This is a genomic window from Parashewanella tropica (genome assembly GCF_004358445.1).
Classification (GTDB): domain Bacteria; phylum Pseudomonadota; class Gammaproteobacteria; order Enterobacterales; family Shewanellaceae; genus Parashewanella; species Parashewanella tropica.
Genome location: NZ_CP037951.1, coordinates 2,165,623 through 2,179,497, shown reverse-complemented (window position 1 = coordinate 2,179,497; position 13,875 = coordinate 2,165,623). Strand labels below are relative to the sequence as shown.

12 protein-coding genes and 1 pseudogene are annotated in these 13,875 nt (G+C 39.1%); 11 read left to right on the top strand and 2 right to left on the bottom strand.

The window, feature by feature from the left end:
* Positions 1-7: 7 nt before the first annotated feature.
* Positions 8-1,339, bottom strand: coding sequence for an anti-phage deoxyguanosine triphosphatase (locus E2H97_RS09640; RefSeq protein WP_133406939.1), 1,332 nt, complete (start codon positions 1,337-1,339; stop codon positions 8-10).
* A gap of 248 nt (positions 1,340-1,587) precedes the next feature.
* Here E2H97_RS09640 and pssA point away from each other — a divergent pair, with 248 nt between their 5' ends.
* Positions 1,588-2,898, top strand: a complete 1,311-nt coding sequence (gene pssA / locus E2H97_RS09635; RefSeq protein ID WP_133406938.1) for a CDP-diacylglycerol--serine O-phosphatidyltransferase — start codon at positions 1,588-1,590, stop codon at positions 2,896-2,898.
* A gap of 77 nt (positions 2,899-2,975) precedes the next feature.
* Positions 2,976-3,737, top strand: a complete 762-nt coding sequence (locus E2H97_RS09630; RefSeq protein WP_133406937.1) for a tRNA-uridine aminocarboxypropyltransferase — start codon at positions 2,976-2,978, stop codon at positions 3,735-3,737.
* A 3-nt stretch (positions 3,738-3,740) separates the two neighbouring features.
* Here the strand turns inward: E2H97_RS09630 and E2H97_RS09625 are convergent, their stop codons facing one another.
* Positions 3,741-4,052: a hypothetical protein gene (locus tag E2H97_RS09625; RefSeq protein ID WP_133408612.1), complete on the bottom strand. Its 312-nt coding sequence runs from the start codon at positions 4,050-4,052 to the stop codon at positions 3,741-3,743.
* Between the two features lie 250 nt (positions 4,053-4,302).
* Here E2H97_RS09625 and E2H97_RS09620 point away from each other — a divergent pair, with 250 nt between their 5' ends.
* The 9 genes and pseudogenes from E2H97_RS09620 to cyoE all read left to right on the top strand — a co-directional run bounded on the left by E2H97_RS09620 (position 4,303) and on the right by cyoE (position 13,870).
* Entirely contained in the window at positions 4,303-6,147 is a 1,845-nt protein-coding gene (locus tag E2H97_RS09620; RefSeq protein WP_133406936.1) for an AsmA family protein, read from the top strand.
* Positions 6,148-6,489: 342 nt separating this feature from the next.
* Positions 6,490-7,602, top strand: a pseudogene (gene coxB, locus E2H97_RS09615) (cytochrome c oxidase subunit II); the annotation flags it as partial.
* Positions 7,603-7,626: 24 nt separating this feature from the next.
* Positions 7,627-9,231, top strand: a complete 1,605-nt coding sequence (gene ctaD / locus E2H97_RS09610; RefSeq protein ID WP_133406935.1) for a cytochrome c oxidase subunit I — start codon at positions 7,627-7,629, stop codon at positions 9,229-9,231.
* Positions 9,231-9,809: a cytochrome c oxidase assembly protein gene (locus E2H97_RS09605; protein ID WP_133406934.1), complete on the top strand. Its 579-nt coding sequence runs from the start codon at positions 9,231-9,233 to the stop codon at positions 9,807-9,809. The genes ctaD and E2H97_RS09605 overlap by 1 nt, the downstream gene beginning before the upstream one ends.
* Before the next feature lie 18 nt (positions 9,810-9,827).
* Positions 9,828-10,700 (top strand): cytochrome c oxidase subunit 3, encoded by an 873-nt coding sequence (locus E2H97_RS09600; RefSeq protein ID WP_133406933.1) that lies wholly within the window; start codon positions 9,828-9,830, stop codon positions 10,698-10,700.
* Positions 10,701-10,791: 91 nt separating this feature from the next.
* On the top strand, positions 10,792-11,475 hold the full coding sequence (locus tag E2H97_RS09595) for an SURF1 family protein (RefSeq protein ID WP_170308275.1): 684 nt from the start codon (positions 10,792-10,794) through the stop codon (positions 11,473-11,475).
* A complete protein-coding gene (locus tag E2H97_RS09590; RefSeq protein WP_133406931.1) occupies positions 11,456-11,989 on the top strand; it encodes a hypothetical protein in 534 nt (177 codons plus the stop codon). Before E2H97_RS09595 ends, E2H97_RS09590 begins: the two co-directional genes overlap by 20 nt.
* Positions 11,989-12,981 (top strand): COX15/CtaA family protein, encoded by a 993-nt coding sequence (locus E2H97_RS09585; RefSeq protein ID WP_133406930.1) that lies wholly within the window; start codon positions 11,989-11,991, stop codon positions 12,979-12,981. The genes E2H97_RS09590 and E2H97_RS09585 overlap by 1 nt, the downstream gene beginning before the upstream one ends.
* A complete protein-coding gene (gene cyoE, locus E2H97_RS09580; protein WP_133406929.1) occupies positions 12,974-13,870 on the top strand; it encodes a heme o synthase in 897 nt (298 codons plus the stop codon). The genes E2H97_RS09585 and cyoE overlap by 8 nt, the downstream gene beginning before the upstream one ends.
* Positions 13,871-13,875: the final 5 nt, after the last annotated feature.

The following is a 13,875-nucleotide window of genomic DNA, read 5'->3' as shown; positions in this document are numbered from 1 at the left end:
TCGAAGACTATTGGGAACTTAAATCGATCAAACTATTGGTTTTAGGGCTAAATAATTGTTGATACAAACGACCCGCAAAATCATCGGTCATTCCGGATATATAATCACATAAAATACGGTTGCCGTTACCAAACTCATGTTGATGTTTAAGCCAGCGCTCTTGAGTATTAAAAGGGAGCAAGCGCTCAGGATCGGATTCTAATGCTTCAAATAACTCCATGACGATTTGCTGTCCTTTAAATTCAATCATTTGAATTTCTGGCCTGCGTATCACCATTTTGTAAACGAAGCGTTTTAAGATATCGAGCAATAAATTAAACTCAGGTTGAAGCTTGGCATTAAAGCTAAGTAATGGGCTGTCAAAGTTGGGATCACGGTCAAGATAAATGGCTGTGACTAAGCTGTTTACCAACGTGCCTATTGCATCTTTTCTAACATGATGTTCAGAGTTAAAGAGTTTGTCTTTGAGATTGACAACTTCTTGATTTATCCAATCGTTATCAATTTCATTTAATTGAAATTCAACCAAATGTTGCCATTGTTCCTTAGTTACAATTCCCATAACAATGGCGTCTTCTAGATCATGTACGGCATAGGCGATGTCATCTGCCAATTCCATGATCGAGCAATCAAGTGACTTATAAACTGTCCGTTTGTGATGATACAGTTTTGTCTCTTTGCTGGTTAAAAATCGTGATTTGTCGTTGTCTGATAATGGCTCAAGTACCCAATCGAGGATCTCGATGTCATCATCATATATTCCTTTTACAACGGGCCACTGGGCAGGCTTTAATTGACGATAATTTTTTACTTTTTGTAACTCATATTGATTAAATAGACTTTGATAAGGAACAGGGTATTTTAATACTCCAAGAAGTGTGCGCCGCGCGAGGTTCATTCCCCAATGTGCTGTGTAGGGCTCTAAACGCGATAAGATCCGGAACGTTTGCCCATTGCCTTCAAACCCGCCATGATCACGCATCATATAATTTAAAGCGGTTTCACCTCCATGGCCAAAGGGAGGATGACCAATATCATGAGCTAAGCAAAGACTTTCTATTAAACTATTTGAACTTAGTAATTCATGTTGGTTCGGGTGCTTCTGTTTTAACTGAGCTAAAATTCCTGTGCCGATTTGAGCGACTTCTAGCGAGTGAGTTAATCGGGTGCGATAAAAATCATTCATACCAACACCCAAAACTTGAGTTTTGGCTTGTAAGCGACGAAAAGCGGCTGAGTGTAAAATTCTTGCTCGGTCACGCTGAAATGGACTGCGATGATCATCCCGTCTATTTTTAGACTCTGTTGATCGACGTTGATGCCACAAATTTAGACTCATCGTTTTTCCTTATCCGCTGGAAACAACCTGTTTTGTTCTACTCTAACAAGTTAAGGTTGAAACACACAAGATAACATTAATATCGGATAAAAATGCGTCGTTCTATCCACTTACTCTCCTAAAAATACACAAATAACTTGCTCAAAAGAGGACAAGTCGGTAGTTTTTACCTCCATGTGTCTTTATGGTCGAATCGTGCTCCAATCTTATTCAGCACACGACCCTTAGTTCCGGTTAAGGAGATTATCTTGTTAAGCCAGTTAAGTGGCATTTCAATTACGGCTGACTCAATGTCATGGTTACTCACGGCAGAACATTTTCGCAAAGAGTTAATTAACCGTATTGCCAACGCACAACACAGCATCTATATCTCAGCACTATATCTTGAAGATGATGAAGCGGGTCGCGAAATTATTGATGCACTACTGGCTGCAAAGCAATCTAACCCTACGCTTGATGTTAAAGTCTTTGTTGATTTTCACCGTGCTCGTCGTGGTTTGATTGGGCATAAAGGAGACAGTGGGAACTATTTCATGTATCGGGAGCGTCTAGCGAAGGCTGAGCACCCGATTGAAATTTATGGTGTTCCTGTTAAATCAAAAGAAATTCTTGGGGTACTTCACCTAAAAGGATTTGTCATTGATGACTCGATCATCTTTAGTGGCGCGAGTTTAAATAATATCTATTTACACCATGCAAACAAATATCGTTTTGACCGTTATCATGTCATTGATAGTGAATATGGTGCTCGCACACTACGCGATTTTATGAAAGGCTTACTTGAAGAGCCTGCGATTGTTTCTTTAGCGCAAACACAAGAACCGGAAATTTTACCGACTAAATCGCAAATTAAAAAGCTTAAGAGCCGTTTAAGCAGAAGTAATTATGAATTCAATGGTGTTAAGTTAGGCCTTCGTATTACTCCGTTGGTTGGATTAGGCAAACGAAAAAATGCACTAAATAAAGCAGCGATTGCGGTTGTTAAAGAATCCATTGAATCATTATTTATTTGTACTCCATACTTTAATCCACCGTATTCATTGAGTCGCGCGTTAACAAAACATTTGAAGCAAGGCAAAAAGCTTGAAATTGTTGTGGGTGATAAGACAGCTAATGATTTCTTTATCCCTCCTGAAGAGGAATTTTCAACCATTGGTGCTGTTCCATATATCTATGAACAAGCATTACTGCGATTTATGAAGCGTCATCAATGGGCGATAGATAAGGGATTGTTGAAGGTTAACCTTTGGAAGAATGAAAACAACAGCTTTCATTTAAAGGGCATAAGTGCAGATAATAAATACCACCTACTTACAGGTTCAAATCTAAACCCTAGAGCGTGGTCGTTAGATCTTGAAAATGGCATTTTAGTTCATGATGTTCACCAAGAGTTAGAGCAAGGATTCTCTAAAGAAAGAGAGCATATTTTACAAAATACTACGCAGGTCGCTCATTATACCGATATCGAAACCTTGCAAGATTACCCTGAAGAAGTGAAAAAAATCTTAACTCGCATTAAGCGCTTACGTGCAGACTTTATCCTTCGTCGTATTATGTGATCTACACAAAGATTGAATGAACTTGTTTGACACTAAACACTCGTTATCAGGCGAGTGTTTTTTTAACTTTAAAGAAAATGACTATATTAAAGCACCGCATTCACAGCCTGTATGATTACAGAAAATCCTTGTCCTCTACCGAGTTTAATGCCAGAGGCAAAAACATCAGTCGCTGCAAACTGTGTTTACAGGCAAGAATTTGGTGTTTGTGTCCGCATAGACGCCAGTTAAATTCCGATGCCGCATTTGCTTTAGTCATGTACGATGATGAAGTGTTAAAACCTTCAAACACTGGGCGCTTAATTGCGGATTTATTCCCTGACACACACGCTTTTCTTTGGTCGAGAACGGAACCTAATCCGAAGTTATTGGCTTTATTGACCAACGACCAATATCAACCAATTCTTATTTTTCCTGAAGAATATGCAACAGAAAAAACGAGTGTTATTAATTCGATAAACACAAAAGATTTTTCAAATAAGAAGCCGTTATTTATCCTACTTGATGGTTGCTGGCGTGAAGCGGTAAAAATGTTTCGGAAAAGTCCGTATTTACAAAACATTCCTATGCTGTCATTTAGTCCAGATTTTCTGGCGAACTATATGATCCGAAAAGGTGTCAGAGATTTCCAGCTTGGTACGGCTGAAGTTGCCGCTTTAGCATTAGAGTCATTTGGGGAAACTCATAATGCTATTGCGTTGCAAAAATGGTGTGATGTCTTCAAAGAATCTGTTTTATTAGGACGAAATAAAAGACCAGCCAAAGAACTTAAACCTTTTACTGAATATTTAGATCGTTTTAATGAAGCACATCAACAAGCGATATTAGAAGGGATGTAAATTCTAACTTTTACTTGCCATTATTTGTAATACTTCATCATAACTGATGTTGTATTGGCGAGAGAGGTTGATCACTTTTGTTTTAAAAGTTTGAATCTGCTCTTGCTGCAATAAGCGATGTTCTTCCGTAGCTACCATTTCGTTAATGGCTTCTTGAAGCAGTTTCATTCTTCTTAAGCTGTAATCAAGTGTTTCAAGGTAAGCCGTCATTTGCTTTTTGTTACGGGCTTGAGTTAAGTCCGACGATTGTTTTTGTTCAAGTCCATATGAATCGAGTGCAGAAATGGCTTTTTCTAAATCCAAATTCTCATTCATCATAATTTATTCGAGTACAAGTATTATTGATTCACCTAAGGGTTAATCAAATGAAGTGAAAAGGTTTACTGAGCGTCACTTTGGATTACACTATGGTAATTTTAATTAGCATCAGCAGAGTAATTATACAATTTTATGGCTATTGCTCAATAAATAATAATTAAGAGTTCAAAAATTGATATTAAAATTGTGATCCTATTTTCATTATCAAGGTATACAATAGCTAAAATTTTCTTATGGGACTCTAAAGATGAAATTGATAAAAGGATTGGCAATAGGCATTGTCGTTATCATAACCGCGCTCGTTTTATATCTCACACTGTTCTTCAATATCAACCAGCTAAAACCTCAAATTATCTCTTCCATTGAAGAATCTACTGGCTATAAAGCTAATATTGATGGTGATTTAGGTTGGAAACTTTTCCCTTCAGTTGGAATTGAAGTTAATGGTTTCGCCATTGAAAACCCTAAAGGTTTTAATAAAAAAGAATTGGTACGGATTGACCACGTTGTTGCTGATGTCGCTTTATTGCCATTGCTTTCAAAAGACATTGAAGTTGAAGCGATGGAATTCAAAGGTATGACGTTGAATCTTTTAACGGATAAAAATGGTCTATCGAATCTCAATAAGTTGCAACAAAAAGGTCAATCGACAAAATCTAAACCTGAAGTGGCTAAGCCTGAACAAGCAAAGGATGAAAAAACAAATATCGATCTTGGTTCAGTAAAGATTGCGGGTGTGAATATTGAGAATATTATTATTCATCAACAAAATTTACAAATTCAATCACAACAAACAGTAAAGTTAGATTACTTTAAACTGGCCTCGTTTAGTTTAGATACAGACTCACCATTTAATCTTAAGGCCGAAATTAAGCAGCCTAAGCTGGATGCAAATCTTACAGGTAGAGGCGTAATCAATGTGGCTTCCAGTTTTAAATCAATAAACTTGAAAAGTTTTGAAACTGAGTTGAATGCAAATGGTGCTGATTTGCCGACAGGGCACATAAAAGCCATCTTGAAGTTAGCTGCAACGGTAAATCTTGACGAACAAAAAGCGAAGTTAAAGGTTAACCATGTACAAGTTAATGACATCAAAGGTAACGGAAGTGTATATGCAAGCTACGGTTTGAGGGTTCCAAAGGTAAATGTCAGCTTCAACTTAGGTGATGTAGACCTTACTCCTTATTTGCCAAAAGACTCTGCTGAACAAAGTTCCAATGAGAGCGTTAATGACGATGTTGCTGCTAAAACTTCTCAAGGTGCTGAGAAAGAGCCAGACCTTTCAGCTCTAGCTTCAATCAATGGCAGTGTACAAGTGAACATCAAGAGTGTTAAAGCGAATAACATTCACGCCGAAAACCTACAGCTGATAACAGAAATTACTAACTCTGTATTAACAGTGAAAGATATTTCCAGTGATCTTTATCAAGGCAGACTCCAAGCTAAAGCTCGTTTGGACGCAAGAAAGCCAATTGCTCGTTATGGCTTTAGTGGTAACTTGTCCAAATTCCAATTTCAGCCATTGTTAAAAGATGCATTAGATGCTGAAGAGATTTCAGGGGAAACCAATTTATCTATCACAGGTAATGGTATTGGTCTAACACCTTCTTCCATAAAGCGTAAGCTGTCAGCTAAAGGCCGTTTTGCGGTAACAGATGGTGCCTATCATGGTGTCGATATTGGAAAAATGCTATCTAATTTCGAGAATCAGCTGAAAGGAGCTGCTGCACCAGCTGAGACGCAAGTTGATAAAACACTTTTTGCAAAGTTAGGTACAGAGTTTGCCATTAATAACGGCGTTATGAGGATAACTAATACAACCTTATCTTCACCAGCTTTAAAGGTTAAAGGCAATGGGACTGCTTCTTTATTGACGGATAATTTAGTTTATAAACTCACAGTAAATGTTACTGAAAGTAAAAGAAATAAATCAGGCTGGAATCAACTTAGAGGTAGAGATATTCCGTTCTTAGTAACTGGTACTTTAGCTAATCCTAAGTTTAAATTAGATACTGAAGCCGTTTTAAAGCAAGAGTTGAATAGAGAAAAAGAAAAGTTTAAAAAGAAATTATTTGAACAGCTTGGCTTCTAAATTGATATAACCAATGACTAATGCCCTGTAAATACAGGGCTTTTTTATACCTCTGTTTAAATTATTTTCACCAAGTATTCACAGTTTGTTGACCATCATTAATCCTTGTTAATAAAAGGATTTTCTTTTAGGAAGTTTGAGTTAAGTCAAGTAATCTTCCACACCATTCGGTGCTTTTTAGTCGATAAGAATTAAAAATCTTTCAGATAGCTAGAAAGTCATCCTTTCGTTCAAACTGTCTTTACCTGTTTCAATTCAGACATTGAACATATCAATTCAGGACTTTTGGGTAGGGAGATTAACCGTCCAGCAGCGTTAAGTGATTACTTTAGGAGTCGTTGGGTGTATTCAAATTCAAAAAGGTTTTTAGCTTTAGTTTGCCTGCTTTTATTTCCATATTTTGTGGAAGCGGGGCAACTTAATATGACGGAAGGTGTTACTGGGATCAGTCATGATATCTATCATCTTCACATGACCATATTTTACATCTGCTGCATCATTGGGTTCGGTGTTTTTGGTGCCATGATTTATTCCATGTTTCGGCATCGTAAATCCAATGGCCATCAAGCCGCAAACTTTCATGAAAGCGCGAAAGTTGAATTGGCATGGACAATCATTCCATTTCTGATTTTGGTTGCGATGGCAGTTCCAGCAACAGGCACATTAATTAGAATGGATGATACTAAAGATGCCGCGCTAACCGTCAAGATAACAGCGTCACAATGGAAGTGGCATTATGATTACTTTAATAAGGGCGTTGGCTTTTATAGCATCTTAAAAACCTCTCAAAAGCAGATAGATAATCAACAACCAAAAGATGCTAATTACTTGCTTGAAGTAGATAAGCCTCTAGTTTTGCCTATCCATCGCAAAATTCGTTTTTTAATCACTTCAGAAGACGTTATTCATTCTTGGTTTGTACCAGCATTTGCCATCCAAAAGGATGCCAATCCTGGTTTTATTAATGAGGCTTGGACTCGTATAGATAAAGCTGGAGTGTATCGAGGACAATGCGCTCAATTATGTGGTAAAGGTCATGGTTTTATGCCGATTGTAGTAAAAGCAGTGACAGGTAAAGATTTTGACAAGTGGCTTAAAAATCAGCAACAGGCCAAGCTACTGGCCGCTCAATCAGCCCAAGCTTCACTCTCTAAAACATTATCTAAAGAAGAGTTGATGAAAAAGGGGCAGAGTGTTTATCTCGCTCATTGTGCTGTCTGCCATCAACCAAATGGCATGGGGCTGCAAGGTGTGTTTCCAGCGCTTAAAGGCAGTAAAACCGCAACAGGTCCTGTTCATGATCACATTCATACGGTGAAGTTTGGTCGTCCAGGAACGGCAATGCAGGCATTTGGTAAGCAACTAACAGATGAAGAAATCGCCGCAGCCATAACCTACGAGCGTAACTCTTGGGGCAATAACATGGGTGATGCTGTTCAAGCTGCCGATGTTCATAAGGTTCAGCAATAAGGATAATCCATGACAACATTGAATCCAGAGATGTCCACCACTATTAACTCGACCAGCCATGAACATCACCATCAACCTCCAAAAGGAATCATGCGTTGGTTAAAAACGACTAATCATAAGGATATTGGCACTTTATATTTATGGTTTAGCTTTATTATGTTTTTGATTGGCGGCTGCATGGCAATGCTGATCAGAGTTGAGCTCTTCGAACCAGGCAAAGTCATCTTAGACCCAAATTTATTTAATCAGATGACCACTGTACATGGACTGATAATGGTATTTGGTGCGGTAATGCCAGCATTTACTGGTTTAGCGAACTGGCTTATTCCAATGATGATCGGCGCACCTGATATGGCGCTACCAAGAATGAATAATTGGAGCTTTTGGATATTACCGTTTGCCTTTGCCATTTTAATTAGCACCTTGTTCATGCCTGGTGGTGGCCCAAATTTCGGATGGACTTTTTACGCACCGCTATCCACCCATTACAGTAGTGATAGTACCGCTTTATTTGTTTTTTCTATTCACATTATGGGTATTAGCTCAATCATGGGCGCAATGAATGTCATTGTAACTATCTTTAACCTTCGTGCACCGGGTATGAAGTGGATGAAGTTACCACTTTTTGTATGGACTTGGCTGATTACCGCATTTTTATTGATAGCAGTAATGCCCGTATTGGCTGGTGTTGTTACCATGGTGCTAACAGATAAGTTTTTTGGGACCAGTTTTTTTGATGCTGCTGGTGGTGGCGATCCTGTAATGTTTCAGCACATCTTTTGGTTTTTTGGTCATCCTGAAGTTTATATTATGATTCTGCCTGCTTTTGGGATCATTTCTTCCATCATTCCTGCATTCAGTAGAAAGAAATTGTTTGGTTATTCATCAATGGTTTATGCCACAGGAAGTATCGCATTGCTGTCATTTATCGTGTGGGGGCATCACATGTTTACTACAGGTATGCCATTGGTGTCAGAACTCTTCTTTATGTATTGCACCATGATTATCGCGGTTCCCACAGGTGTAAAAGTGTTTAACTGGGTAGCAACCATGTGGCGGGGCTCACTATCGTTTGAACCTCCAATGTTGTTCGCTATTGCGTTTGTCATTCTATTTACCATTGGTGGGTTCTCTGGTTTGATGTTGGCGATTACGCCTGCGGATTTCCAATATCATAATACCTATTTTGTCGTCGCTCATTTTCATTACGTATTAGTGACTGGTGCGGTATTCGCGATTATGGCCGCTGCGTATTATTGGTTACCGAAATGGACTGGACACATGTATAACTTCACATTAGCCAAATGGCACTTTTGGTGTTCTGTGATATCTGTGAATGTGTTATTTTTTCCAATGCACTTTTTGGGTCTAGCTGGTATGCCAAGGCGTATCCCTGATTATGCATTGCAGTTCGCGAATTTGAATAAAGTGGTTTCTATCGGTGGTTTTACTTTCGGGTTATCGCAATTATTGTTTTTAGCATTAGTGATCAAATGCATTAAAGGAGGTGAGAAAGCACCAGCTAAACCTTGGGATGGAGCTGAAGGATTGGAGTGGACATTGCCTAGTCCGCCACCATATCACTCATTTTCAACACCGCCAGAGGTTGAATAATGAGTCAACAACCCATGTCCAAGAATAAAAAGCTGATGATTTACTTAATTTTCGGCTGTATTGGTATGTTTGGATTTGGATTTGCTTTAGTACCTCTCTATAACGTCATGTGTAAACAGCTCGGTATAAATGGTCACTCTTCAAACATTCCAGAAAAATATAAAAAAGAACTAGTGGTCGATAAAAGTCGCAATATTAAAGTTGAATTTGTGACTCAAATTCATCCTGGACTACCTTATGATTTTGGAGCAATAACTAAAGAAGTGACTGTTCATCCCGGTGAGTTAGCTCATGCAAAGTTCTACGCGCGGAATAATTCACATCATTTGATTGTGTCACAAGCCATTCCTTCGATATCACCCGGTCAAGGGACGCTGTATTTTCATAAAACCGAATGTTTTTGTTTTACTCAACAACCACTGAAAGCTCAAACAAGCGCAGATTTACCCGTCGTTTTTTTTATTGACCCAGCGCTACCTAAGGACATACATACCATAACTTTGTCCTACACCTTGTACGACGTCACTAAAGCTGTTTTAGAGGCTCACCCTGAAGTTGCCAAACAAGTAGAAAGCTAATTACCTATGGAGACTGCAATGAACTCGTATGCAAAATATTATGTGCCAGAACAAAGTCAGTGGCCAATTATTGGTGCTATTGGTTTGTTTTGTATTGCTTTTGGCGCGGGCAATTTTGTGATGGAGTTAAATAAAGGGCAGGCCACTCATGGTCTGTATTTATTAATGGCTGGTGTTGCCACGATTCTCTTCATGATCGTTGGTTGGTTTCGTAATGTAATCTCAGAATCTATGTCCGGTTTGTATTCAAGGCAGATGGATATTTCATTTCGTCAGGGGATGAGCTGGTTTATTTTTTCAGAAGTCATGTTTTTTGGTGCTTTCTTTGGTGCTTTGTTTTTTGTAAGAGTATTTTCGGTTCCTTGGCTCGGTGGACATGATGGTGGTTCTACACACCAAGTTTTATGGCCTCATTTTCAAGCTCATTGGCCGTTAATTGTTACTCCAAAGGGAGAGAAAACCCAAGCTATGGAATGGTTAGGGGTGCCTTTGGTGAATACTGTGATCTTATTAACCTCATCAGTCACTTTGCATTTTGCGCATATCAGTTTGGAAAATAACAAACGCAAGCCGCTAGCTGTGTGTTTAGGCTTAACCATTTTACTAGGGCTGTGCTTTTTGTTTTTTCAAGCTAAAGAATACCATCACGCCTATACCCAAATGGGGTTAACACTCCAATCAGGGGTTTATGGTAATACCTTCTTTATGCTGACTGGATTTCACGGTTTACATGTCACTCTCGGGACTATATTTTTAATCGTGTTGTTTTGTCGAGTATTAAAAGGACACTTTACGCCTAAGAAGCATTTCGCATTTCAGGCGGGGAGTTGGTATTGGCATTTTGTCGATGTTGTTTGGCTGTGTTTATTCGTGTTTGTATATGTACTTTAAGCAATTAATAACATCAGTAACACTGAACACGTTTAAAAAATCGAACAGTAAGAAATTGCTGGGCTTAATTCTATTTGTGGCGTTATTTATCTTGCTAGTTAGCCTAGGATTTTGGCAGCTAAAAAGGGGAGACCAAAATCAACGATTTGAACAGAACCTTAGAAGCAGAAGTCAACACCAATTAAGTTACTCGCAAATCGAAAATACACATAAAGTAGCGGAACTGACTGGTTACCAGACACACTTAACATTAGCTCCTGTATCTAAGCCACTACTCTATTTAGACAATCAAATCATGGGTCAACAGGTCGGTTACGAGGTTTATCAGGTTATGCAATATCAGCCTAATTTACCATGGGTGTTAGTTGATCTAGGTTTTATTGCGGCTTTTGCTGAGAGAAATAATCTACCAGAAGTGAAACCAATAGAGCGAAAAATGAAAGTAGTAGGGACTTTGTATCACACAGACAAAAACCCATTTAGTAGCAAATTGTTACCTGAAATAGGCAAAGAAGTTCGCATCCAAAACATGAACTATAAAGAACTTAGCCTTTTCCTAGGCCACTCGGTACTTGGCATTGCAGTACAAGCAAAACAAGCGGTTCACAGTGTTGATGGCCGTTTATTAATAAAAAGAATACATAAATTGGCCATGCCATCTTCAAAAAATTACGGGTACGCGGTGCAGTGGTTTGCCATGGCAACAACTTTGGCAGTAATTGGTTTGTTTAGTATTTTTAAAAGGAATCGGTTAGATGGTGACAAGATTAAGTAACCATCAAGTTCTAATGTGCTTGGTTTTCGTTTTTATCGCTCCAGTTTTGTTAGGTAAATTATTTCTGAATATGCATTGGTATAGTGCTGGTGCTACTAACTTAGGTGATTTGCTTCCGGTCAAGTTGAGTTATCAGGCCTTAAAAATAGATAATCCCGTACCTCATCATTGGCAAGTGCTCTTCCAAGTTCCTAGGCAGTGCACATGGTTATGTAAACAGCAGATATCCATATTGCAGCGCACGGTTATTGCGTTAGGTAAAGATCAAAATAGGGTAAAACCAGTGTTAATAACCAATAACCTTAAGCAGATAAAACACCTTAATGCTAAGGTTCTGAAACCTAACTCGGCATTGGCGACCGCTCTGGCTGATGATCTGTTCGTTATTGTCGACCCACTTGGCAAATGGGTATTAAGGTACCCAACAGTGACAAATGAACGAGCAAGCCTACTACAGGCGCGGCATTTACTGACAGATATGAAAACCCTACTTAAATTGTCGAAGGTGGGGTGATGAAGTCTAAATTACTCATAGGTAGTGCAATCATACTGGCTTTTGTTGTGATTCTGATGGGGGCGTACACTCGTTTATCGAATGCTGGTTTAAGTTGCCCTGATTGGCCGCAATGTTATGGTCATTATACCGTTCCAACTCAGCAGCAATTACAGAAAAATCCAAATAGCTCATTTCAAGGCGATACGGTTCAGCCTAAAAAAGCATGGCTTGAAATGATCCATCGTTATCTTGCCGGCACTCTTGGTTTATTGGTTGTATTGATTTTACTCCAATCATTTTTTAAAAGGCTAACTCTACGGTATCTAGCCGTGGGCTTATTTGCCGTTATTGTGTTTCAGGCTGCATTAGGTATGTGGACAGTGACGATGAAACTTATGCCTATTGTAGTCATGTCTCATTTAATTGGCGGCTATTGCGTTATCTCCATACTGTGGCTCATATATCTTAATTTTACGAGTAAACCACCAGCCGAAGGTAATAGATGTTCAATAGGCATAAGGTTTCATGCTGTTTTGGCGCTTGCTGCACTGATAATTCAAATAATGTTAGGTGGGTGGACGTCCACTAATTACGCGGCACTAGCCTGTACGTCGTTACCGATATGTCAAGGTGACTGGAGTAATCACCTGAACTTCGGGCAAGCATTTTCAGTCTGGCAGGGGATTCACAACAGCTATGAATTTGGCGTTCTGAATGCTAATGCGCGGATGACGATACATGCTTGTCATCGGATTTGGGCAATGGTGACGGCTGTTATTCTAGCAACGTTAGCATTTAGGCTTTGGGCTCAATCTAAAGCACCATTAAGGAGAAGTGGTTATTGGTTAATAGGGCTACTTTTATTGCAAATAAGTTTAGGTGTAATGAACGTATTGTTTCAGTTACCTATTGGTGTAGCAGTGTCACATAACGCTGGAGCTTTATTATTGTTGCTTTGCCTAATCTATATCAATTTTCATGCTAGGCGCAAGGTTGGTAGCTATGAATAGGGAGATACTTGTCAGCAATTTCTCAACAATCCCCTTTAGTTGGAAAGATTACCTAGAGCTTACAAAGCCTAAAGTGGTCGCGCTCATGTTGCTGACCGTTGTTGTAGGTATGTGCTTGTCTACACCCAGTCGATTACCGATTAATCTAGTGATTAGTGGTTTAGTGGGAGTGGCTATGATGGCTGCATCTGCAGCTGTGATTAATCATGTGATTGACAGAGATGCCGATTTAAAAATGCAGCGAACGCACAACAGGCCCATCGCACAGCATAGAGTCAGTGTGTTTAAGGCTTCAATATTTGCTGCGATTCTTGGTTGTTGTGGATTTGGGGTTCTCAATTATTTAGTCAATTTTCTAACAGCCTGGCTTACTTGTGCAAGCCTACTGGGCTATGCCGTGGTTTATACTTTGTATTTGAAAAGAGCAACGTCACAAAACATCGTGATTGGTGGTTTGGCTGGTGCAATGCCGCCACTACTCGGTTGGACGGCGATAACTGGGAGTTTTAACAGCAATGCGTTGCTGCTAGTAATCATAATCTTTTTATGGACCCCTCCTCATTTTTGGGCGCTTGCTATTGCCAAGAAAGATGAATACGCAGAAGCCGACATTCCTGTACTATCCGTTACTCATGGCATTGAGTACACCAAAACATCCATTCTCTTATACACCTTACTTTTATGGGTAGCATGCTTATTGCCTGTGATTGTCGGTATGAGCGGAACTGTTTATCTTATAGGCGCAACTTTATTAAGCGCAATGTTCTTTGTAAAAGCGTGGCGATTAAAGTTCAACTCGAGCAGAGTTTCTGCAATGTCTGTGTTCAGATTTTCTATTTATCATCTAATGATTCTTTTTATTGTGTTATTGATAGACCATTATTTGTAAGGAAA